The organism is Streptomyces sp. NPDC053432, assembly GCF_055585365.1.
Window position 1 is genome coordinate 102,793 of sequence record NZ_JBVJKF010000017.1, and the last position, 23,257, is coordinate 126,049.

Here is a 23,257-nt window from a genome sequence, read left to right on the forward strand (position 1 = left end):
TCAGCAGTACGGCAGGACAGTAGGGCAGCGGGTTACACGGGGGTGGGTCGTCGATGACGTCATGGGACATCAAGCCGCAAGGCGTTCAAGGCCAGTTGAAGACCGTCGGCGGCCACGCCGGCGAGCTGGAGAAGGCCTTGAACACCCTGCTGACGGACATGTCGCAGGCGGCGCAGTTCGCGGGCACGGCGATCATGGGCTCGCAGTCGAAGGTCGTCGGCCCGCTGGCCCCCGGTCAGGCGCGGAACGCCATGGGCCCGGTGGCTGCCGCCCTGGGTGAGTACCTGAAGGGCCGCGAGAAGGAACTCAAGTCGATGACGGAGCGCATCGAGGCCTGCATGCGCGGCGCCGCGACGGCGACCAACGAGTACCTGCAGGGCGACATGGACCAGGCGAAGGCGGCCCAGGACGCCGCCCGCTCCGTGAACCTGCAGTACCTGCGCGAGCACTCGGGGGAGCAGAAGTGAGCAACGCACCGGTCGATCCGGCCGAGGTCCCCGTCTTCACGGGCGATTTCGCACAGCTGGACCTGAAGGTGAAGGCGATCTCCTCGGGCGGGGCCGCGATCTCGACGGCCGCGAGTGACGTCCACAGCAGCTTCGGCGGCCTGCAGGCCTTCTACCAGGCGCCGGAGGCCGACCAGCTCTTCGCGACGACGAAGCCCGTCTCCGACCTGGGCCTGAAGATCAGCTCCGACATGTGCACGATCGCGGGCGCCCTGGGCACGTACGCCCGCGAGGCGGAGCCGATCGCGAAACGCCTCGACTCACTCAAGAAGGAAGCCGAAGCCTTCCGCTCCAAGGTCTCGGACGACGAGCACTGGGACCGGGACGGCGACCTGATCGACGAGAACCTCGAACGCCGCAACAAGATCGCCGAGGTCTGGGCCCAGTTCCAGGAGGTCGAACGCGCCGCCCACGCCAAGATCGTCGCTCTGGTGGGCGGCACGCCCCTCAAGAAGGACGACGGCTCGCACGGCGCGGGCATGTACGGCTACGACGCCGAGGCCATGAAGCAGGCCAAGACCCTGCCCTGGGGCGAGGCGGTCGAGGAGGACATCCCCGCCTGGCAGGTCTGGGAACACGCCTGGGAGTTCACCAAGGGCTTCTTCGTCGACGGCGTCTGGGGCACCCTCAAGGGCCTCGGCGGCCTCGTCGGCCTCCAGGGCTGGGACACCTTCAAGCAGTCCTGGACGGGCCTGGCCAAACTCGCCACCGGCCTCGCGATCATCTCCATACCGGGCGCCGGCCCCCTCATCATGGGCCTCCCGGACGACAAACTCCCCTCCTGGGTCCGTGACTCGCGCACCGCGCTCAAGGAGACCGGCAAGGCCCTCCTCGCCTGGGACCAGTGGGGCTCCAACCCGGGCCGCGCGGCGGGCGCGGTCACCTTCAACGTGATCACCACCATCGCGACGGGTGGCTCGGGCAGCGCGGCGGCCGGTGCGGGCAAGGCCGGCGCGGTCGCCAAGGCCCTCTCGGCGGCGGGCAAGGTGGGCCACTACGTCGACCCGATGACGTACGTCTTCAAGGGCGCCGGCGCGGGCCTCTCGAAGATCGGCGACGTCATGGCCGGCCTCAAGGGCATGGGCAAGGTCGAGATCCCCAGCATCGACATCGACAACGCCATCGCCCTCCCCGAGGGCTCGGTGAAGCTCCCGGACGGCGCGATCCAGCTCCCGCCGGGCACTGCGGTCCCGGAGGGCGCGACCAAGCTCCCCGACGGCAACATCAAGCTGCCCGAGGGCACCGTGGAGCTGCCGGAGGGCTCGTTCAAGCTCCCGGGCGACGGCCCGGCGCAGTTCATGGACCCCAAGGGCAACATCTACGACGACGCCGGCAAGATCACCCAGAAGGTGGAGGAGTCCCCGACGGACGTCGTGGACACCCCGAAGGCGGACGCCCCCAAGGCGGACGTCCCGAAGGTGGACACCCCGGCCCCGGCGAAGGTCCCGGCGATGGCGGGCGCGGGCGCCCGCGGCGGCGACGACGCCATCCGCCTGGGCTCCGACATCTCGGACCCCCTCCACACGATCGACAACGGCGCCCACGGCGGCCCGGGTGCCTTCGACAACACACCCACCGGCCGAGCCGGCGACCACACCCCGGGCGGCCACGCCCCGGACAACATGCCGCGCAACGACCTCAACAACGGCCCCCACGGCACCGGCCCCCACCCGGACACCCCGACCACCCACACCCCGGACGGCCCGGGCACGGGCGGCACCCACCACCCGGACGGCCCGGGCGGCGGCGGCCACCCGGATGGGGCAGGCGGCGGCCACCCGGACACCCCGGGCACCGGCGGTCAGGGGACGGGCGGCGCCCACCCGGACACCCCGGCGGGTACAGGCGGTGCCGATGGCACCGGCACGCCGACCAACGGCACGCCGCCCCCTCGACAGCCCGTGCCCCGCCCGAGCTTCATGCGCGACGGCGTCAACCCGTACGGCCCGCGCGGATCGCTCACGCTGGAGCAGATCGAAGAGATCCAGGTCTACCGCGCCAATGAGGAACCCGGCTACTTCGAGCAGTACTACCGAAAGGACGGCACGCGCAAGAGCCTGGACCTCTACGACGCGAGCAGGTACACACCGCCGCAGCTCACCCGGCTGTCGGATGATGCTCCGTGGGTTCCCGCCAAGAGCGTCCCTGCGCCTCCCAAGCCCCACTTCCTCGACGCCGGATACATCAAGGTGGGTGCGGACACCGTCTCGGATCCCGCCAGGCTGAAGGTCCTGGAAGAGGCAGCACAGGCCCGCCACTTCGCCATCAAGTGGGACAATCTCGTTGCGGACTGGAAGACGGAAGCAGGTCTGGCCCACGAAGCCCATGGCACCCTGGACACCGCAGGAGAATGGGGAGAGGCCAAGGGAGCCTACAAGGAGTCCCACAAGCAGATGGGCGACTTGGCCGAGGCCTTCGGCGAGAGCGCGGCCAAGGAGCACTACATCGGCGAGCGGTACCCGGACTTCGACAACCAGCCGCTCCTCGGCCCGAAGAACGGAAACGATCAGTTCGACCAGATGTGGACACATCCGGACGGTCGAGTCGTCGTGATCGAGGCCAAGAGCAGCGTCGGTACGGAGCTCGGCCGGCGCACCCTTCCCAATGGTAAGCAAGTGTCCCAGGGAAGCAGGGAATACTTCATGGACATTGTCCGGCTCATGAAGAAGCGAGGAGAAGTCGAAGCCGTAGCAGCCCTGGAAGCAGCCCTCAAGGATGGCAAGCTCGAATACGTCGTCGTCAAGGGTGAGAAAAACGCAGGAACGTACACTGGCTACCAATACCGGCGGTTCGACATCAGCAAGGGGACGCTTCCGTGACAGTGACCATTGAGCGGCATGACATGTCGGGAGGAATCGACCCGCAGGGGCTGGCGGAGAAGCTGAGCAACCACCTGGTCAAAAGCATTGACGGCCTTGAGGAATCGGCAGGGGTCATCGACTCCACGTTCGGCACAGCCCTTCTGACGCTGCACGCCCGCTGCGTCACCGATCCGCGAGCGGCGGCGGTGGAAACGTGGGAATCTGCGGTCAATGCAATGCAATTGGGCTCGGCGCTGTTCGCCGTGACTGCCGAGAGCGAAGGCTCCGTCGAGTGCCGAATCAACCGGAAACTGCGGACCGTTCCGGCGGTCGGCCCCCTGCCGACCGTCGACGCGGGGACGTGGTTGACCGCATTCTGGCTCGCCGTCATCTGCCGTGAACAGACGCGGATGACGCAGCTGTGCAAGGTTCCGTTGGACCGGTTGCGTTCTCCTGAGGGTCAGTACGACGAATACATCTACCACTGGATCGATGCCCTCCAGACGTACTGGCTCCAGGGACCTGGACTGGTGGACAAGCTGATCGCCACGATCGAGGCGTCGAACCCCGCCGTGGCGCAGATCGCGCCTCGCGACCTGCTGCAGGGCGTGCTCTATCCCCCCATCAACCTCTTCTACCACTTCGTCCGGAAGGATGAGGAGGGCTTTAGCCCGGCCCTGGCAGAGGCGCTGAAATTGCACAAGGCCTACTGGACACTGAACGAGGACCGGACGACGGACATTGACGGCAGCATCGCCCTCGGCCCGCTCGCCATCGCATGCTTGGCCTACGACGGGGAGATCCCGATCAACGTCGAGTCCGAGTACCTGCCCCACCACCTGCTCACCCGCGGCTGGCTCGGCGAGTTCCCCACGTGATCACCGCCCTACCCGCCACTCGTGCCATACCAACATGCGGCCGAAATAGTGGTGCCGGTCGTCGCGAGTGCCACACAGGCACTCTCGGGGCTCGCGACGACCAAGTGATGCTCTTTAGAGAAGAGGCGCGTTGTTCTCGGCCATCCCCCGTCACCCCTTTCCGACGGAAAACGCGGAGGCGGCCCTCACCCTTCTCCAGGAGCGCGCGGAGACATGGATCGGCCGCCTGGAAGGACGTCCCACCGCTCTCGGCTCGGCCCTGAGCAGTACTCTCCTCGCCGCCCAGGCACGCTGCATCATGGACCCGCGGGGTGCGATCTATCCCACCTGGGATGCCTGGGTGACCGCGATGCAGGTCGGCTCGGCTGTGTTCGCCGCGGCGACCACCACCGAGACCCACGTCCAGTGCCGCATCGCGCACAAGGACCTCACGCTCGAAGCCACCGGGCCGCAGCCGTACGTCACCCCCGCCGCCTGGGTCACCGCGTTCTACCTTGCGGTGGTCTGCCGTGAGCGGGACCGGATCACCGCCCTGTGCCGAGTGCCGCTGTCACTGCTGCGGGAGAACGGCGGCGTCACCCAGGAATTCGAGTACGCCTGGATCGACACCCTCCAGACCTACTGGCTCGGCGGCCCGGACCTCGGCCAGAAGCTCGTGGCCGCGATCGACGGCACCGATCCGGAGGTCGCGACGGACCCGGAGACCGTGGGCAAGCTGTTCTACCCGCCGATGGAGATGTTCCACCGCATCATCCGCAACGACGAGGCGGGGTTCAACCGCGCTTTCACGGCCGCCCTCCAGTGGCACCAGGAGTACTGGACCCAGGAGGACCGGTCGCAGCTGATCTCGAGTCTCGTCGCCCTCGCTCCGCTCGCCATGGCCTGCTTCGCCCGGGAAACCGGCATCTCGATCGAGGTCGAGTCCGACTACGTGCCCGCGGTACTGCTGAACGGCAACTGGCTCGGCGAATTCCCCACGTGACGAACTCCGCTCCCCGCGGAGCGGGCGCAGCACTGAACATCCCTCGTCAGGACTACCCGAAGGATGAGTGGGCGGCGTTGGTCCCCTCCATGGAGGGGTCACTGTCCTCCTCCCTGGAAGCTATCGAGACCTCGCACAACTCCAGGTCGTACGCGGTCATGAGGTCGCTGAACGTCGCCCTCGTCCGCTGCGCCGCGGACCCCGGTGCCGTCATGCCGGAAACCCGCGCTTCCTGGCTGCTGGCCATGCAGGTGCATTCGGCCGTCTTCGCCGCCACAGCCCCCGACCGGGGAACGGTCATCTGCGAGATCCGCCAGGAGGAGCGCCACCTCGCCACCACCGGGCCGCAGACCTACCTCCAGGCCCACACCTGGCTCGACGCCTTCTACCTCGCGCTCATCTGCCGCGACGCAGCCCGCCTCGACATGCTGGCCCGGATCCCGGTCCCCTTCCTGCGCTGCTTCGGCGGACGGCTGGACGAGTACGCCTACGCCTGGGTGGAAACCCTCCAGAGCTTCTGGCTCCGTCGCGACGACATGCGCACCCACCTGGTGCGCGCCGCGGACCTCTGCGCGGCCGAACACGCCGTCACCCTCAGCGCGGACGAGATGACCGAGCTCCAGTACCCGCCGATCATGATGCTGCACCACTACCTGCGGAACGACGCGGCCGGCTGCAACAGCGCCCTGGCCGAGGCCGTCCGCCGGCACAAGGAGTACTGGACCGCCGACGAGGACCGCACCGAACACGTCCACGGCATCGTCGCCCTCGCCCCACTGGCCATCGCCTGCCTGGCCAGGTCCAACGGCATCCCCGTCCACCTCGAGTCCGACTACCTCCCCGGGGCCCTCCTCGACTTCCTCGGGCGCGGCGAGCTCGACGCCTAACACCCCTGTCTGCCCTGCGCATGGCCCTTGCCGCCCGTCCCGGCGGAAGTCCTGCCCGCACCCGCCCGACGCGCCGATCGACCCTGATGAAGCAGGCGGACGGCACGGCCAGTCGGGCGTCGGGCAACCTGGTCCGAGCGTCGAGTCCCGGCACGCGCCGAAACACGTCTTCTTCGAAGCAACCCATAGGAGCGATCAATGACGGTGACCGTGGAGCGGCACGCCATTCCCACGGTCGACGAGCAGGTCACCGGGCGCTTGGCCGAGGGGTTCGAGACGAACATCCGGAAGCTGGACGTCTCCCCCGAGATCGTCGGCGAGGCGCTGCACGCAGCACTTCTCCAAGTGCAGGTGCACCGGGCGCTGAATCCGACAGGCAACCGGTTCGGCACCTGGGACGCCGCCGTCTCCGCCATGCAGGTGGGTACCGCCGCCTTCGCCGCCGCCTCCCTCATCGAAGCGCACGTGCCGGCCGCACGCCTTCGGGTCCGCGGCCCAACCCCCCAACGCGGACAACAGCGGTCCGCACAGTACCTTTTGCTCTTCAGCAGGCGGAACGCGCGGACAAGTCCCCGTCCGCCATGCCCCTCTTTGCCCCGATCAGCCTCTGGGAGGCTTCCCCATGACCACTCCGTCCACGCCGCCCACTCCGTCCGCACCGCAGCCCAACTCGTTCGGCCCGCCGAACCCGTCGTACGGCGCCCCCTACGGGATGCAGGCACCCGCCCAGCCCGCCCACCCCGGCGCTCCCGCATGGCAGCCCGGTGCCCCGTTCTGCCGGAGCTGCGGCGCGCAGCCCGCCGCCGCGGTGACCGTCCGCGCCCATGTGGGACTGCTGATCGTGATGCGCTTCCACAAGGTCGACGGCCCGTTCTGCAAGTCCTGCGGCACTTCCGTCGTCCGCCAGATGACGACCAGCACACTGGGTCTGGGCTGGTGGTCCCCCTTCTCCCTGGTGTTCTTCAGCCCGTTCACGCTGATCTGGAACCTCGTCGTCAGCCGCAAGCTCGCCGCTCTGCCGGCGCCGGGGCCGGCCGTGCCCGGCGCCTCCCCCCTCCCCGAGGGAAAGCCGGTCCTCCACCGCCCGATGGCGTACCTCGCGATCGCACCCCTGATATGGGCCGGGTGGGTCATCACCAACATCGTCACCCACGCGTGAGCGACGGCCGCGACGGCCGCAACGGCCGCGACGGCCGGACACACCTCAGCCCCTCCGCGCGGCCCCCCGAGCGCGGCACGCAAAGAGCGGCCGAATCTTTCAGCAATACGCTCAACCGACGAACACGCAAGTGCCACCATTGAGCCATGTCGGGTATGCGGGGGGCGAACCCCGCGCCTTCAGGGCGCCTTGTGCTGGACCGGTACGAGTTACTCGAACAGTTCCCGGGAGGCATGGCAGAAGTCTGGAAGGCGCACGACCACAGACTGGACCGCGTCGTCGTCGCCAAGTTCCTCCGCGTCACGGACCGCGGCACCCGTGCGGCGCGCCGCTTCCTGCGCGAGGCCCGGATCCTCGCGGCCATCGACGATCCGCACGTCGTCCGCATCCACGACGTGGACGAGACCGAGATAGCGGGATCCTGGCGCCTCTATCTGATCACCCAGTTCATCGAGGGCCGCACCCTGCGCGCCGCCGCCCCCAAGGGCCACCGCCTGCCCGTGGCCCAGGCCCTGGACTGGGCCGCCCAGCTCTGCGACGCGCTGGTCCCCGTCCACGCCCGTGACCTCGTCCACCGCGACATCAAGCCCGGCAACGTCATGGTCCGCGAGCCCGTCGGCCGGCTGATACTGCTCGACTTCGGCATCGCCCGTTCCTACACCGCCGTCGGCGAGCTCGGGTATGCCGCCGGCGTGACCGCCACCAGCCAACTCCTCGGCACACCTGAGTACATGGCCCCCGAGCGCTTCCTCCTGGAGCCCGTCACCCCCGCCACCGACCTCTACTCCGTCGGCTGCGTCCTCTTCGAGATGCTCACGGGCCGCCAACCCTACGTCTCCCGCGGCGACTACGGAGAACTCGCCAGGCAACACTGCCACGCCGTCGTGCCCTCCGTGCGGGAGCTGCGGCCGGAGGTGCAGCCCGCCGTGGACGTCCTCGTGACCCGGCTGCTCGCCAAGGACCCCGGCCACCGCCCCGCGGACGCCCGGGAGATGGCCGCGCTCCTGCGTGCCCTGAGCGCGGCGGCCACCCCGGTGCCCACCCTCGTCGTCACCCCGCACACCCCGCCGCCCCCGCCCCCTCCTCCCGGGCCCCCGACCGACCCGGCGGCCGAGGTCGAAGCACGCGTCGACGCCGTGCTGGAAGCGGTGTCCGACCCCGTCGAGCAGGCCGTTCGGCTCGGCGAGGTCCTCGACCACGCGTCCGGCGTGCTGCCCTCGGACCACCGCGGCGGCTGGCTGGTCGCCCTGCACCTCGCCCGGGCACTCGCCCGGGCCGGGCAGCCCTCCCAAGCCGCCGACCGGCTCGCCCCCGTGGCCGCGCGGGCCCGCCAGGTCCTCGGCGCCGACGACGAGCTGGCCCTCGTATGCTCCCTCAACCTGGCCCGCTACCTGGCTGACGCCGGGCATCCCGCGCTGGCCGCGCAGCACCTGCTGGAGGTCCTCACCTCCGTCTCCGGAGTCTTCTCCGCCACCGACCCGCGCATGGCGGAGATCCGCTTCGACCGGGCCCACTGGCTGGACGCCGCCGGAGAACGAGCTCTCGCCGCAACCGAGTTCGAAGCCCTGTACCAGGACCACGTGACGGCGCACGGCCCCGACGATCCGAGGACCGTGCGGATCCGGGAGCTCATCACCCTCGACCCCACATGAGAACCGCTCCACTCCGCTCCGGTCCACCCGCTCCGGCCACTCCCGCTCCACTCCGCTCTGCTCCACCCGCTCCGATCCGCTCCGCCCACGTTCCCCTGGGGAGGAATGCCGAACATGGCTGACAAGTACGACCTCAACGCGATCCGGGACAGCTTCTTCGCCAGCCAGTCCAAGAAGTCGACGGGCCACCAGCAGGAGGTGTACGTGGACCGCGAGGGCAAGGTCCGCCTCGGCTCCGGCGGCGAGGACGACGCCCCGCTGTCGCGAGTCCCGCAGAGCACCTTCGCCGCCGGCAGGGCGGAGGGCCGTCTCGCCCGCGAGTACGAGATCGTGCGGACCAAGTTCCCCGCCAACACCTACTACGAGGACGCCCCCGGCGCCGAGGGCTGGGTCTACGAGATCACCACGATGTTCAACCGGACGTACGTGATGTGCGCCCACTTCAACGGCACCGAGTACCAGGTGCGGCTCATCGAGCCCGAGCTGGAGACCCTCCCCAGCCACGACGCGCACGGCGTGCACCTCTACAGCAGCGGACTGATCTGCCTGTCCGAGCGGCCCGGTTCGGGCCAGCCCACCCTCCAGGACGCCTACGCCCGCTCGGCCGCCTGGGCCCTGGGCGTGGACTTCGTCGAGATGGGCCACCCCTTCCCCTTCAACCGCAAGCAGTAGCAGTCCACCCAGCCCAGCCGGAGCGGAAGGGACCGATGCCGTGCTGCCCGTGCATGTCTTCGACTACGTGATCGACCAGGTGGGGAAGGACATCGGACGGACCAGGCCCGAGCAGGGCGGCGCCCTCCTCGGGCTGCGCGGCCGCGACGTACTGACCGGCTTCGTGCACGACGCCCACGCGCACGTCACACGCGTCGAGTACAGCAACACCGGCTGGCTGCTGGACGAGATCGGCCGCCAGGAGGCGGCCGGTCCGATCCGCTTCAAGGGCATCGTCCACTCGCACCCGCTCGGCATGCCGCACCCCTCCCAGCAGGACCACCGCGCATACGGCCGCACGCTGGAGGCGGTCCCCGACCTCGGGCGGTACATCGCCCCGATCGTCACCCACGACCTCACCACTCCCCTCAGCCGGCACGAACTCGCCGTCGACAACGCCCGGATGTCGTTCTTCGGGGCCATGTGGACCGCCCAGGGGGTACAGCTCCAGCCGCTGCGCCCGGTGGTCGTGCCGCTGGCCGCCGCGCTCCGGGAGGCCGGGATCGCCTGGTCCGACGCCTACCCGCTGACCTGCGTGGTCGGCGGCGTGACCGGCGTACGGGTCCCGCTGCCGGCGGGGCGGTCCGGGGCGCGGCGGTACCTCTTCGCCACCCCCGACTTCCCGCTGACGGCCCCGCTAATGCTGGAGGAGGCCGGGGCCGACGGGCACCATCCGGAGCTGCTGGTGCACGAGCTGCCCTGGGACCACCGGGTGCCGGACCGCGAACGGCTCCGGGAAGCGCTGCGGCACGCGGGCGGCGCCGCGGAGCCCCCCGCGGCCGGTCCGGTCCGCCGGGACGGCCACCCGGTCGCCCGCCCCGACTCGACACCGCCCCCTTCGTCCCCACCACCCGCCCCACACGCACCGGCACCCACACAAACCCCCACACCCGCACCCGCCCTGCTCTCCCCCGCCGCCACCGCCCGCCCCGCCGAGCGGCCCCCGGGCCGGATCCGCCGCCTCACCATGCGGGCCGGCATCGGTCGGACCAGGGCGGCGCGCGCCGGACTGTTCGCCCGGACCGGCGGGCTGCTGTCGCCCGCCCTCGCCGACAGCCACGTCCTGCTCGTCGGGGTCGGCTCGGTCGGCAGCTATCTGGCCGAGGTGCTGGTCCGTTCGGGCGTCGGCCGGATCACCCTGGTCGATCCCGACCGCGTGGAGCCGGCCAACCTGGGCCGTTCGATGTTCGACTCGAAGGACATCGGCCGGAACAAGGCCAAGGCCACCGCCCGGCGCCTGAAGCGGGTGAACCGGCGGCTGAAGGTCACCGTCCTCAAGCGCGAGGTCGCCGCGCTGGACAACCACACCTGGCAGCAGCGCATCTCCGACGCCCAGCTGCTCATCGCCGCGACCGACGACAACCACGCCCAGCAGCGCCTCAACCACCTCGCGTACTTCGTCGGCCGCCCGGCCCTGTTCGTCGGCCTGTACGAGGGCGCGGCGGGCGGCGAGGTGGTGTTCACCACCCCCGACTCCCCGTGCTGGATGTGCGCCACTGGCGGGGTCCGCGAGTCCCTGGGCGAGCTGGGCCACCAGCCGCGTACGGACTACGGGACGGGCCGGATGTACGCGGTACCGGGTCTGCTGACGGACATCCACCACCTGAGCGCCGCCGCCGCGAAGATCGCCCTGGCCCTGCTGCACCCGAGGACCAGCCCGGACCGCATCGGCGGCTTCCTGACCACCCCGCATCGCAAGGACCTCTCCATGGCGCTGTTCGCCATGGAGCCCGACCACTGGTTCTTCCCGCAGGTGCTGGGCGAGGTCCCCGGCCAGTACGCCTTCCAGAGCATCTGGCCGCGCACCCGGCGGCGGCCCGACTGCCCGGTCTGCGGGGACCTCCCCCTGCGCAGCGACCCCCGCGAGCACGGCGGCCGGGGCAACGACGCGGAGATCACCCGGCGCCAGAAACAGGCCTACGAGGAGCGCCGACACGGCCGGGACACCGCCGGCCGCCACCGCTGACCCCGCCGAGGGGCACCGAGCAGCGAGCAGCGACCAGGGGACGGGAAACAGGAAACGTGGCCGACGACACGACCGAGGCGATGCGCCGGGCCCGCGAAGCCAGGCTCAAGTACGGCAAACCCGCGGGCCCACCCGCGCCGCCTCCCCCACAACCCGGACAGCCACCCCCCGTACCCCAGGCCCCACGCCTCCCGGACCCGCCCCCCTCACCCCGCTCCCGGACAGGGCTGGGCGCCCTCGCCGGCTTGGGCCAGGCCGGCGCACTGGCCCTGCTCCTCTGGCAGACCCTGGTCCTGACCCACTGGACCCTCCCGTTCCAGAAGGCGGCGGAACTGTCGGTGCACTGGCGGTTCCCCCGCGAACTGGCCACGAAGGAGACCGCCTGGCCGCCCTTCCACGAGCTCCGCGACGTCATGCTCCAGGGCCCCGGCCGGGACCTCCCGTGGCTGTACCCGGCCTGCGCCGTCCTGCTGCTCCTCATCGTGCGCGCGGCCCGGACCCCGCCCGCACTCCAGGCCCTCCTGGGCTCGGCCGTAGCCCTCTACGGCCTGACAGCCCTCCTCACCGCCGGCCCACCCCTCCTCCACCTATGGCCCCTGACCACCGCCCTCCTCCTGCTGAGCGCAGCTTTCTTGTACTGGATCCGTCTGAGGGACTAGCGCAGCCGCAGGCACGTAAAGCCGCAAACCGACGGTCATACCGCCGCCGAGGCGCACGCGGGCGCCATCGGCTCCACTCCCGTCACCGGCCTCGACCACCAGGTCGGCGGCGTCACCATGAAGGTTCCGACGGGCTGCATGTTCACGCACATCATCCGCGGCGACGGAAAGAAGATCACCTATCAGAACGCGGGCGTCGACTGCGGATTCGTCGGAGCCCTGAACTCAGGCTTCTGCAACTGGCGCATCGACTTCACCTACGCGGACACCGACAACAAGACCTACCGCACCTCCCGCGGCAAGACCCACGCCGAGTGCGAGATCCACCCGATGCGCAACAACGCACCGCAGACACTGCCGCGCTACGGCAAGGCATGCGCGCACCTCAGCATCAACGGCGTGCGCCGGGTCAGCCAGTGCCACCACATCACGAAGTGAGACGCGCGTGACCGACCAGCCCGCCCCCGAAAGCCCCGGGTGGGAAGCCAGGCGCCGGCGCGCCGGCATCACCGCGTTCCTCGCCGGCACCGCCGCGTCCTTCGCGTTCTTCGCCTTCTTCCCCGGTCTCCCCCACGTCATCGACTGGGGCGCGATCGTCGTCTCCCTCGTCGTCGGCGCCCTCACCCGCTGGGCCTGCGTGGCCCGGATCACCCGCAGGCGGACCCCCTCGGGGTGATCGCACGCGAAAAGGCAGAAGCCCCAGGTCACTGAAGTGATTCCTGGGGCTTCGCTGGAGCCGCCTTCGGGATTCGAACCCGAGACCTACGCATTACGAGTGCGTTGCTCTGGCCAACTGAGCTAAGGCGGCACCGCTGGTTCGACAAGTGTTCCCTCGGAGAGGGGCTCTCATCAGCAGCGGCGCCAAGTCTACAGGGTCCGGAAGGGTGCCCCGAACCGGGTTGTTCGGGGGCGGGTGCGGGTCAGCACTTTTTGCCGTTCACGGGAGGCTTGCCCTCGAGGAGGTACGTGTTGATCGCCGTGTCGATGCAGTCGCTGCCCCGGCCGTACGCCGTGTGGCCGTCGCCGTCGTAGGTGAGGAGGGTGCCCGAGTCGAGCTGGTCGGCCAGGGCCTGCGCCCACTTGTAAGGGGTCGCCGGGTCGCGGAGGGTGCCGACGACCACGATCGGCGCGGCCCCCTTCGCCGCCAGCCGCTTCGCCGTGCCCGTGGCCTTCACCGGCCAGTACGCGCAGTTCAGGGAGGCCCAGGCCAGGCCGACGCCGAAGACCGGGGAGGCCTTCTCGAAGGACGGGAGGGCCGTGTCCACGGCCTCGGGGCCGGTGAAGGCCGCCGGCTGGTCGAGACAGTTGACGGCGGCGTTCGCGAACATCAGGTTGGCGTACTTGCCGTTCGGCTCGCGCTCGTAGTAGCTGTCGGCGAGGGCCAGCAGGCCCGCGCCGTCGCCGTTCATGGCGGCGGTCAGCGCCTCCCGCAGCTGCGGCCAGGCGCTCTCGTCGTACAGCGCCGCGATCACCCCGGTCGTCGCGAGGGACTCTCCCAGCGGGCGGGACGGGTCCCCGGTGGGTGCCGGCTGGGCGTCGACCTTGCGGAAGAACTCCTTCAGCCGCTCCGCCATCGCCGCCTCGTCCCCCTTGCCGAGGGGGCAGTCCGGCTGCTTCGCGCAGTCCTTGGCGAACGAGACGAAGGCCGTCTCGAAGCCCGCGGTCTGGTCCCGGTTGAGGTCCAGCGCGTTGCGGGAGGGGTCCATCGCACCGTCCAGGACCAGCCGGCCGGCCCGGTCCGGGAAGAGGTCCGCGTACGTCGCCCCCAGGAAGGTGCCGTACGAGGCTCCGACGTAGTTGAGCTTCTCGTCGCCGAGCACCGCGCGCAGCAGGTCCATGTCCCGTGCGGCCTCCACCGTGGAGACGTGCGGCAGGACCCGCTGCGAACGCTTCTCGCAGCCCGCCGCGAACTCCTTGAAGGCCGTCACCAGCGCGGCACGCTCCGCCGGGGTGTCGGGCGTCTGGTCCACCTGGGTGTACTTGTCCATCTCGGGACCGGTCAGGCATTCGACGGGGCTGCTGCGGTCCACCCCGCGCGGGTCGAAGGAGACCATGTCGTACCGGGCGCGGACCGGCGCGGGGTAGCCGATGCCCGCGTACGCCTGGAGGTAGCCGATGCCGGAGCCGCCCGGGCCGCCCGGGTTGACCACCAGCGAGCCGAGCCGCTTGCCCGGGCCGGTGGCCTTGCGGCGGGCCACGGCGATGTCGACGTCCTGGCCCGAGCCGGGGTCCGCGTAGTCCAGCGGGGCTTTCATCGTGGCGCACTGGAAGCCGGGGACACCGCACTCCCGCCAGTTCAGCTTCTGCTCGTAGTACGGGCGCAGCGCGGCCTCGTCGACGGACGGGCGGGCGGTGGAGGGCCCGGTGGACGACGCGGCGGCCCGCTGTCCCCCCGGCCCGCCCGAGCTGCACCCGGAGAGGAGCAGCCCGGCGGCTGCGATCACGGTTCCGGTCGTACGCAGCAGGCGACTGGTGTCCATTCCAGGAGCCTACGGCCTGTCGGCCCCGGCCACCGGGCGTCCCTGCCCCGGACGGCCGCGCGCCTTCCGTGGCCCGGACCTGGCAGGGCGGGGACCGGGCCGCTCCTGGTCGCGGCGGCCGGTCCGCCCGTACGGGTGAGCCGGTCAACCCTCCCGGGCCGGCCGCCTCAGCCCGCGCGCAGTGCCATCGTCATCGCCTCGACGGCGAGGAGCGGCGCCACGTTCCGGTCGAGGGCCTCACCACAGGCGATGATCGCCTCGATCCTGCGCAGGGTCCGCTCCGGACCGGACGCGCGGGCGACGCGCTCCAGGTCCGGGCGTATGTCCTCGTTGGCGATGGCGAGATCGGAGCCGAGCTGGAGGGCGAGGACATCGCGGTAGAACCCGGTCAGGTCGGTGAGGGCCACGTCGAGGCTGTTGCGCTGGGTGCGGGTGCGGCGGCGCTTCTGGTTGTCCTCGAGCTCCTTCATGACGCCCGCCGTGCCGCGCGGCATGCGTCCGCCCGTCCCGGCGGCGGCGCCCAGGGCGGCCCGCAGCTCCTCGGTCTCCTTGGTGTCGATCTCCTCGGCCACCTGCTTGGCGTCCTCGGCGGCGGCGTCCACCAGCTCCTGGGCGGCCTTCAGGCAGGCTCCGACGTCGTCCACCCGGAGCGGGAGCTTCAGGACCGTCGCCCTGCGCGCACGGGCTCCCTCGTCGGTGGCGAGCCGACGGGCGCGGTCGACGTGCCCCTGGGTGGCCCGGGCGGCGGCGAGGGCCACCGGCGGCTCGATCCCGTCCCGCCGCACCAGCACGTCGGCGACGGCGGCGACCGAGGGGGTGCTGAGGTTGAGGTGGCGGCAGCGGGAGCGGATGGTGGGCAGCACGTCCTCCACGGAGGGCGAGCACAGCAGCCAGACCGTACGGGGCGCGGGCTCCTCCACGGCCTTGAGGACCGCGTTGGCGGACTTCTCGTTCAGCCGCTCGGCGTCCTCCACGAGGATGACCTGCCAGCGGCCCGTAGCCGGGGACGTGTAGGACTTGCGGACGGTGTCCCGCATCGCGTCGACCAGGATCTGGCTGCCGACCGCGGCGACGGTGGAGACGTCCGCGTGCGTACCGACCATCGTGGTGTGGCAGCCGTCGCAGAACCCGCAGCCCGGCTCGCCGCCGAGGGCGCGGTCCGGACTGGTGCACTGCAGGGCTGCGGCGAACGCCCGGGCGACGCCCGCCCGCCCCGAGCCGGGCGGCCCCGTGAACAGCCAGGCGTGGGTCATCTTGGAGGACGCGGGCGGCTCGGTCCCCTGTTCGGCGGCCGTGACCAGGGCGTCGGCATCACGGGCGGCGGCGGTGAGCTGTGCCCGGACCCGCTCCTGTCCCACCAGGTCGTCCCATACGGGCATCCCGCCCACCACCTTTCACTTCACTCTCCGTGCACCCATTGTGGCGCGCGGCACTGACAATCCGGCCCCGCCCGGGTCGGGCGGTCAGCGGCGGCGGCCCCGGCCCCGGTCGTCCTCGTCGTCGTCCCGGTGCGGGCCGAGCAGTTCGTCCGCGAGCGTGGGCAGGTCGTCCAGCGGGGTCTCCTCGGCCCAGTCCGGGCGTGGCCGACGAGGCCGGCCGGCGTCGTCGAGGACCGGGATCTCCCGCGTGCGGTCGTTGGCCGAATCCCGGAAGATGCCCGGCGGCACCCGGTCGGCCGGGTTCTCCTCGGGACGCTGCGCCGTCGGTCGCGTGGCGGAGTGCGCCGTCGCGCCCCTGGCCTGCGCCTGTGCCTGCGCCTGCGCCTGCGCCTGCGGTCCGGTGCCCGCACCGGAGGGTCGTACGGGCGGCAGCACGGCCGTCTCGTCGGTCGCGCGGACGGGGGGCAGCACCGAGGTCTCGTCGGTCGCGCGGACCGGCGGCAGCACCGCGGTCTCCGCCGCGTCCGCCGGGGCGGCGTCGGCGGCCGGAGCCGAAGGGTCGACCTTCGGCACCGGCACCGTCTGCGTCACGTCGTCCGGCCGCACGACCCGCCTGTCCGGCTGAATCAGCGGGGTCTCGACGGTGACGGCGTCGTCCGGGTGCGGCTCCTTGGTCATGCCGACCTTGGGCGCGGGAGCCTCGGGAGTGACCGGGGCACCGGCAGGGGCAGCGGAAGCAGCCGCTGCCTCGGCCGCGGCAGCCGCCTCGGCCGCGGCAGCCGCCTTCGCCGCCTCGGCCAGCCTGCGCGCCTCCTCGGCCTTCAGCAGGGCCTCCTCCGCCCGCCGCTGCTTCTCCAGCCGGCGTTCCTCGGCCTCGGCCCGCAGCCGGGCCTCCTCCTCGGCCTGCTTCCGCTGCCGCTCCGCCTCGGCGGCACGGGCCTTCTCCTCGGCCTCGATGCGCAGCCGCTCGGCCTCGGCCCGGGCACGGGCCTCCTCCTCGGCGCGCAGCCGCTCCTCCTCCGCCTTGCGGGCGGCCTCCGCCTCGGCCCTGATCCGGGCTTCCTCGGCCTCGCGGGCGAGCCTGGCTTCCTCCTCGGCGCGCCGCCGGGCTTCCTCCGCCTTGCGCGCGGCCTCTTCCTCGGCCTTGCGGCGGGCCTCCTCCTCGGCGAGCCGCCGGGCCTCCGCCTGGGCGGCCACCTCGGCCTCGGAGAGCGGGAGCATCCGGTCCAGACGGTGGCGTACGACGGTGGTCACCGAGGCCGGGTCCTGGCCCGCGTCCACCACCAGGTAGCGCCCCGGGTCGGCCGCGGCGAGCGTCAGGAACCCGGCCCGAACCCGCTGGTGGAACTCCGCGGGCTCCGACTCCAGCCGGTCCGGCGCCTCGGTGAACCGTTCCCGCGCCGTCTCCGGCGACACGTCCAGCAGCACGGTCAGGTTCGGCACCAGCCCGCCGGTGGCCCAGCGCGAGATCCTGGCGATCTCGGTCGGCGACAAGTCGCGCCCGGCGCCCTGGTAGGCCACGGAGGAGTCGATGTAGCGGTCGGTGATGACGACGGCGCCGCGCTCCAGGGCGGGACGCACGACGGTGTCCACGTGCTCCGCGCGGTCGGCGGCGTACAGCAGCGCCTCGGCGCGGTTCGACAGTCCGGCGGAGGAGACGTCCAGCAGGATCGAACGGAGCCGCTTGCCGACGGGGGTGGCCCCCGGCTCGCGGGTCACCACGACCTCGTGGCCCTTGCCCCGTATCCAGTCGGCCAGCGCCTCCACCTGGGTGGACTTCCCGGCCCCGTCGCCGCCCTCCAGGGCGATGAAGAAGCCGGTGGCGGACGCCGCTTGGACGGGCTCACCGCCGCGCAGCGCCTCGCGCAGGTCACGGCGCAGCGGCACCCCGCCCCGGTCGTCGGCCTTGGTGAGCACGACCACGGCGACGGGCAGCAGCAGGGCGCCGACCAGCATCAGGGTGAAGGCGGCCCCGCCGTGCGCGAAGACGATCTCGCCGGCGGTGAACCGGTGCGGGCCGATCAGCGCGGCCAGCGCCGGGGCCAGGACGGCTCCGAGGGCCACGGCCACCCGTACGACCGCCTGGAGGTGCTCGGTGACGCGGGCCCGGCGGAACTCCTCGGTCTCCTGGTCCAGCAGCGTGTGGCCGGTGCTGGCGGCGACACCCGCGGCGAGGCCGGCGAGCAGCGACAGGAACACCACGGTCGCGGTGTCCGGGACGAGCCCGGTCAGCAGCAGAGCGAGCCCGGTCACCGCTATGGCGAGGGCCAGCAGACGACGGCGCGACAGGGCGGGCAGCACCTTGCCGGCCTGCGTGGCACGGATACCGGCGGCGGTGCCGCCGAGCAGGGCGAGGACCAGCAGCGCGAAGGTGGCCGGGCCGCCGCCCAGGTCGAAGGCGTGCAGTACGGCGACCGCCGCGGCGCAGGACACCGCTCCGGCGACGGCGGCCGAGGCCAGGACGAGCAGCGGGATGGCTCCCGTACGCCCCTTCTCCGGGCGGTCCCCCGCCTTAGGCGTGCGCAGCCCCTCCAGCGGAGAACGCGGCCGCGGGGTCTTCGTTCCGGGCAGCACCAGCGGGAGCAGCAGCGAGACCGACGCCGCGAAGAGGCCGGAGGCCACGTACGAGCCGAGCGCGGCCTGGTTCTCGGCGAACCAGTCCACGCCGAGTCCGAGGGCCTCGCCGACCAGGGTCGCGGCGAGCAGCGCGGCCGCGGCGGCGGGCAGCGCGGCGAAGGCCGTTCGCAGGGTCAGGCGCCGCAGGGCGTCGAGGTGGTCCGGGAGCGGCCGTACGGTCGCCCCCTCCGGCGGCGGCGCGGGCAGCAGGGCGGGGGCGGCGCTGTCCTTGGCCATGCCCCACAGCCGCTCGGCGGCGCCGGAGACGAAGACGGTGGCCAGCAGCACGGTGAGCGCCTGCGCCGGGATCCATTCGAGCCAGAGCGGGGCGACGACGAACAGCGCGATCCGCACCCCGTCCGCGCCGATCATCGTCCAGCGGCGGTCCAGCTTGCCGCCGGGGGCGACGAGCGCGGAGAGCGGGCCGAGGAGGACCGCGCCGAAGAGCAGGGTGGCGAGGATCCGGACGCCGAAGACGGCGGCTACGGCGAGGGCGGCGCCGCGGTACCCGTCGCCGAAGGCCCCCTCCTGCACGGCGGCCTGCAGGGCCAGCAGCACCAGCACCAGCAGGGCGAGCGCATCACCGATGCCGCTCACCAGCTGGGCGCTCCACAGCCGGCGCAGCCTGGGGGTGCGCAGGAGTGCGCGCACCGCCCGCTCGCGGGAATCCGCGGCTAGGGCTTCGTCGTAGGTGGGGTTCGCGTCGGCGGTCACGACCGTTGGCTGCTCGGCTCGCGTCATCCGCCCAGCCTATCCGCTGCGCTTGGCCGCTGCGGAGGCCTGTGGACAAGGTCCGGTGTGACCCCGCACCCACCTCCGGGGCCCCGCCCCGGACCCGACCCGTCCCGGCTGTCGTGGCTGTCGTGGCCGCCACGCCCGGAGGGGCGGGCGCCGAACGCAACCCGCTCCACTTGCCGGTACCGCACCACGTTCGACGCCCAAGGAGGTGCCCCGGCGCACACCGGACCCCGACGGCCCACCCCGCGGCCGCCCGTCCCGGGCCGGGTGCCGCTGCGCGGAGCGAATCCCCTACCCGCCCTTCCACCGTTCCCCGGGCTCCGCCCGGACCCGCGCCTCGAACGCCGGCGAGGCTGAAAGGCGGCAGGGCCCCGTGCGGTTTGCACGGGGCCCTGCCCACGGTCGGCCGGCGGCCGGGATTACTCGTCCGACGGAGCCGACGGGGCGGCCGTCGCCTTCTTCGCCGCCGTCTTCTTCGCCGTGGCGGTCGTCTTCTTGGCCGCCGTCTTCTTCGCCGTGGCCGTCGTCTTCTTCGCGGCGGTCTTCGTCGCCGTCGCCTTCTTCGCCGTGGCCTTCTTGGCGGGGGCCTTCTTCGCCACCTTCTTCGCCGGGCCCTTCGCCCGCTTCTCCGCGAGCAGCTCGTAACCCCGCTCCGGCGTGATCGTCTCGACGTCGTCGTCCCGCCGCAGCGTCGCGTTCGTCTCGCCGTCCGTCACGTACGGACCGAAGCGGCCGTCCTTCACGACCACCGGCTTCTCGCTGACCGGGTCCGTGCCCAGCTCCTTCAGCGGCGGCTTGGCCGCCGCCCGACCCCGCTGCTTCGGCTGCGCGTAGATCGCGAGGGCCTCGTCCAGGGTGATCGAGAACAGCTGGTCCTCGGTCTCCAGCGAGCGCGAGTCCGTGCCCTTCTTCAGGTACGGGCCGTAGCGCCCGTTCTGGGCCGTGATCTCCACGCCCTCGGCGTCCGCGCCCACCACCCGCGGCAGGGACATCAGACGGAGGGCGTCCTCCAGCGTGACCGTGTCGAGGGACATCGTCTTGAAGAGGGAGGCCGTCCGCGGCTTCACCGCGTTCTTGCCCGTCTTCGGCGTGCCCTCGGGGAGGATCTCCGTCACGTACGGCCCGTAGCGGCCGGCCTTGGCGACGATCTCGTTGCCGCTGATCGGGTCCTTGCCCAGCTGGAAGTCGCCGCTCGGCGCCGCCAGCAGCTCCTGCGCGTACTCGACCGTCAGCTCGTCCGGAGCCAGGTCGTCCGGGACGTCGGCGCGCTGGTGGCCCTCCGCGTCCTTCTCGCCCTTCTCCACGTACGGGCCGTAACGGCCGACCCGCAGCACGATGCCCTCGCCGACCGGGAAGGAGGAGATCTCCCGGGCGTCGATCGCGCCCAGGTCAGTGACCAGTTCCTTCAGGCCGCCGAGCGCGTCCCCGTCGGCCGGGACGACCTCGCTCGCGTCCTCCGAGCCGAAGTAGAACCGCTTCAGCCACGGCACGGACTGGGCCTCGCCCCGCGCGATGCGGTCGAGGTCGTCCTCCATCTTCGCGGTGAAGTCGTAGTCGACGAGCCGGCCGAAGTGCTTCTCCAGCAGGTTGACGACGGCGAAGGACAGGAAGGACGGGACGAGCGCCGTGCCCTTCTTGAAGACGTACCCGCGGTCGAGGATCGTGCCGATGATCGACGCGTACGTCGACGGGCGCCCGATCTCCCGCTCCTCCAGCTCCTTGACCAGCGAGGCCTCGGTGTAGCGGGCCGGCGGCTTGGTGGAGTGGCCGTCCGCCGTGATCTCCGCGGCGGCCAGCGCGTCGCCCTCGGCGACCTGCGGCAGGCGCCGCTCGCGGTCGTCGAGCTCGGCGTTCGGGTCGTCCGCGCCCTCGACGTACGCCTTCATGAAGCCGTGGAAGGTGATCGTCTTGCCGGAGGCGCTGAACTCGGCGTCGCGGCCGTCCGAAGCGGTGCCGCCGATCTTCACGGTCACCGAGTTGCCGACCGCGTCCTTCATCTGCGAGGCGACGGTCCGCTTCCAGATCAGCTCGTACAGGCGGAACTGGTCGCCGGTCAGACCCGTCTCGGCCGGGGTGCGGAAACGATCACCCGAAGGCCGGATCGCCTCGTGCGCCTCCTGCGCGTTCTTGACCTTGCCCGCGTAGACGCGCGGCTTCTCCGGCAGGTAGTCGGCGCCGTAGAGCTGCGTGACCTGCGCGCGCGCCGCCGACACGGCGGTGTCGGAGAGCGTCGTGGAGTCCGTACGCATATAGGTGATGAAGCCGTTCTCGTACAGCTTCTGCGCCACCTGCATCGTCGCCTTCGCACCGAAGCCCAGCTTGCGCGAGGCCTCCTGCTGGAGCGTCGTCGTGCGGAACGGGGCGTACGGGGACCGGCGGTACGGCTTGGACTCGACCGAGCGGACGCTGAACGAGGCGTTCTCCAGCGCGGCGGCGAGCGCTCGCGCGTTCGTCTCGTCGAGGTGCAGCACCTCGCCCTTCAGCTGCCCGTTCGGGCCGAAGTCGCGGCCCTGGGCGATGCGCTTGCCGTCGACCGTGTTCAGCCGGGCGACCAGCGTCGAGGGGTCGGAGGCGTCACCGGCGCGGCCGGTGGAGAAGGTGCCGGTCAGGTCCCAGTACTCGGCGGAGCGGAAGGCGATGCGCTCGCGCTCCCGCTCCACGACGAGACGGGTGGCGACCGACTGGACGCGGCCGGCCGACAGGCGCGGCATGACCTTCTTCCACAGGACCGGCGAGACCTCGTAGCCGTAGAGGCGATCGAGGATGCGGCGGGTCTCCTGGGCGTCGACCATGCGCTGGTTCAGCTCGCGCGGGTTGGCGACGGCGTCGCGGATCGCGTCCTTGGTGATCTCGTGGAAGACCATCCGGTGGACGGGGACCTTGGGCTTGAGGACTTCCTGGAGGTGCCACGCGATGGCTTCGCCCTCGCGGTCCTCATCGGTGGCGAGGAAGAGTTCGTCGGACTCGGCGAGCAGGTCCTTGAGCTTCCTGACCTGCGCCTTCTTGTCCGCGTTGACGACGTAGATCGGCTGGAAGTCGTGCTCGACGTCCACGCCGAGACGGCGGACCTCGCCGGTGTACTTGTCGGGGACCTCGGCGGCCCCGTTCGGGAGGTCGCGGATGTGCCCGACGCTCGCCTCGACGACGTATCCCGGGCCGAGGTAGCCCTTGATCGTCTTCGCCTTGGCAGGGGACTCGACGATGACGAGTCGGCGGCCGCCCTTTGCGGTCTCGCTAGTCGGGGACAACTTGGCTCTTCTCTCCGGTCGGCACTCGGTCGCGGTACGGCGACGCTGCGGAGTGTGACGGTACAACCCGCCCCCGTGTCAAACGGCACAAGCCCGCAACGGCCACTCGAACGGTAACCCGACAAGTACCGGTTCTGCCGCCCGGATGCCTCGGCGGACCCTTCGCGATCACCGGGCCGAGTGGCCGGGGGGCCGTCTGGCCCCTCCCCCGCGGCGGCTTCCGGATGCGGTCCGGCACGTGCTTTCCCGTACGGCGCGGCGAGTGCCCTGACCGGCGGGTCCGTGCCGCTTTCCGCCCCGCGTCAGAGTCGCGCGAGGCACCACAGGCCAAGGGCGAGCGAGACCCCGCCGGCGCACACCGCCAGCGGTACCGCCAGGACGGGGCGCACGCCCTCGGCCACCGGCGCGCCCTTCAGGACGCGCGCCCCCGTCCAGGCCAGCAGAGCGGCTCCGAACAGCAGGAACACGGTCGCCGCGAAGATCGCAGGACCGGTGTCCATGCCGCTTCCCCCATCCCCCGGACCACTCTCGGGACCCCCCCGGATCCCGCTGAGCAGAACCCTTTCAGCCCTCGGAGTACACCAGGCGAACCCCG

At 71.7% G+C, this 23,257-nt stretch carries 17 protein-coding genes and 1 tRNA gene; 12 read left to right on the forward strand and 6 right to left on the reverse strand.

Going from position 1 to position 23,257, the window contains the following annotated elements:
• Nucleotides 1-53: 53 nt before the first annotated feature.
• The 12 genes from ACZ6Y1_RS25915 (at nucleotide 54) to ACZ6Y1_RS25970 (ending at nucleotide 12,877) form a co-directional block, all read left to right on the forward strand.
• Nucleotides 54-467: a DUF6507 family protein gene (locus ACZ6Y1_RS25915; RefSeq protein WP_469634335.1), complete on the forward strand. Its 414-nt coding sequence runs from the start codon at nucleotides 54-56 to the stop codon at nucleotides 465-467.
• The gene (locus ACZ6Y1_RS25920; RefSeq protein WP_469634338.1) at nucleotides 464-3,325 is read left to right on the forward strand and encodes a hypothetical protein; all 2,862 of its coding nucleotides are present in this window, start codon (nucleotides 464-466) and stop codon (nucleotides 3,323-3,325) included. Before ACZ6Y1_RS25915 ends, ACZ6Y1_RS25920 begins: the two co-directional genes overlap by 4 nt.
• Nucleotides 3,322-4,185, forward strand: coding sequence for an immunity 49 family protein (locus tag ACZ6Y1_RS25925; RefSeq protein ID WP_469634341.1), 864 nt, complete (start codon nucleotides 3,322-3,324; stop codon nucleotides 4,183-4,185). Before ACZ6Y1_RS25920 ends, ACZ6Y1_RS25925 begins: the two co-directional genes overlap by 4 nt.
• 130 nt (nucleotides 4,186-4,315) lie before the next feature.
• Nucleotides 4,316-5,167, forward strand: coding sequence for an immunity 49 family protein (locus ACZ6Y1_RS25930; protein WP_469634344.1), 852 nt, complete (start codon nucleotides 4,316-4,318; stop codon nucleotides 5,165-5,167).
• A gap of 158 nt (nucleotides 5,168-5,325) precedes the next feature.
• A complete protein-coding gene (locus tag ACZ6Y1_RS25935) occupies nucleotides 5,326-6,054 on the forward strand; it encodes an immunity 49 family protein (RefSeq protein ID WP_469634347.1) in 729 nt (242 codons plus the stop codon).
• A gap of 622 nt (nucleotides 6,055-6,676) precedes the next feature.
• Complete coding sequence (locus tag ACZ6Y1_RS25940; RefSeq protein ID WP_469634350.1) at nucleotides 6,677-7,213, forward strand: hypothetical protein; 537 nt, start codon at nucleotides 6,677-6,679, stop codon at nucleotides 7,211-7,213.
• A 233-nt stretch (nucleotides 7,214-7,446) separates the two neighbouring features.
• The gene (locus ACZ6Y1_RS25945) at nucleotides 7,447-8,865 is read left to right on the forward strand and encodes a serine/threonine-protein kinase (RefSeq protein WP_469634353.1); all 1,419 of its coding nucleotides are present in this window, start codon (nucleotides 7,447-7,449) and stop codon (nucleotides 8,863-8,865) included.
• Nucleotides 8,866-8,979: 114 nt separating this feature from the next.
• Nucleotides 8,980-9,537: a hypothetical protein gene (locus ACZ6Y1_RS25950; protein WP_469634356.1), complete on the forward strand. Its 558-nt coding sequence runs from the start codon at nucleotides 8,980-8,982 to the stop codon at nucleotides 9,535-9,537.
• A gap of 40 nt (nucleotides 9,538-9,577) precedes the next feature.
• Nucleotides 9,578-11,542 (forward strand): ThiF family adenylyltransferase, encoded by a 1,965-nt coding sequence (locus tag ACZ6Y1_RS25955; RefSeq protein WP_469634359.1) that lies wholly within the window; start codon nucleotides 9,578-9,580, stop codon nucleotides 11,540-11,542.
• Nucleotides 11,543-11,787: 245 nt separating this feature from the next.
• Nucleotides 11,788-12,201 (forward strand): hypothetical protein, encoded by a 414-nt coding sequence (locus tag ACZ6Y1_RS25960; protein WP_469634361.1) that lies wholly within the window; start codon nucleotides 11,788-11,790, stop codon nucleotides 12,199-12,201.
• Nucleotides 12,202-12,339: 138 nt separating this feature from the next.
• Entirely contained in the window at nucleotides 12,340-12,639 is a 300-nt protein-coding gene (locus ACZ6Y1_RS25965; RefSeq protein WP_469634364.1) for a hypothetical protein, read from the forward strand.
• Between the two features lie 7 nt (nucleotides 12,640-12,646).
• Complete coding sequence (locus ACZ6Y1_RS25970; protein WP_469634367.1) at nucleotides 12,647-12,877, forward strand: hypothetical protein; 231 nt, start codon at nucleotides 12,647-12,649, stop codon at nucleotides 12,875-12,877.
• A gap of 55 nt (nucleotides 12,878-12,932) precedes the next feature.
• On the opposite strand, the gene ACZ6Y1_RS25975 is transcribed toward ACZ6Y1_RS25970, so the two are convergent.
• The 6 genes from ACZ6Y1_RS25975 to ACZ6Y1_RS26000 form a co-directional block, all read right to left on the reverse strand.
• Nucleotides 12,933-13,009 (reverse strand) — tRNA-Thr (locus tag ACZ6Y1_RS25975).
• Between the two features lie 112 nt (nucleotides 13,010-13,121).
• Nucleotides 13,122-14,681, reverse strand: coding sequence for an alpha/beta hydrolase (locus ACZ6Y1_RS25980; RefSeq protein WP_469634370.1), 1,560 nt, complete (start codon nucleotides 14,679-14,681; stop codon nucleotides 13,122-13,124).
• A gap of 167 nt (nucleotides 14,682-14,848) precedes the next feature.
• Nucleotides 14,849-16,060 (reverse strand): DNA polymerase III subunit delta', encoded by a 1,212-nt coding sequence (locus tag ACZ6Y1_RS25985; protein WP_469634373.1) that lies wholly within the window; start codon nucleotides 16,058-16,060, stop codon nucleotides 14,849-14,851.
• 84 nt (nucleotides 16,061-16,144) lie between these two features.
• On the reverse strand, nucleotides 16,145-19,417 hold the full coding sequence (tmk, locus tag ACZ6Y1_RS25990) for a dTMP kinase (RefSeq protein WP_469634376.1): 3,273 nt from the start codon (nucleotides 19,415-19,417) through the stop codon (nucleotides 16,145-16,147).
• A gap of 416 nt (nucleotides 19,418-19,833) precedes the next feature.
• Nucleotides 19,834-22,662: a type I DNA topoisomerase gene (topA, locus tag ACZ6Y1_RS25995; RefSeq protein ID WP_469634379.1), complete on the reverse strand. Its 2,829-nt coding sequence runs from the start codon at nucleotides 22,660-22,662 to the stop codon at nucleotides 19,834-19,836.
• A 302-nt stretch (nucleotides 22,663-22,964) separates the two neighbouring features.
• Nucleotides 22,965-23,162, reverse strand: coding sequence for a hypothetical protein (locus ACZ6Y1_RS26000; protein WP_469634382.1), 198 nt, complete (start codon nucleotides 23,160-23,162; stop codon nucleotides 22,965-22,967).
• Nucleotides 23,163-23,257 lie beyond the last annotated feature (95 nt).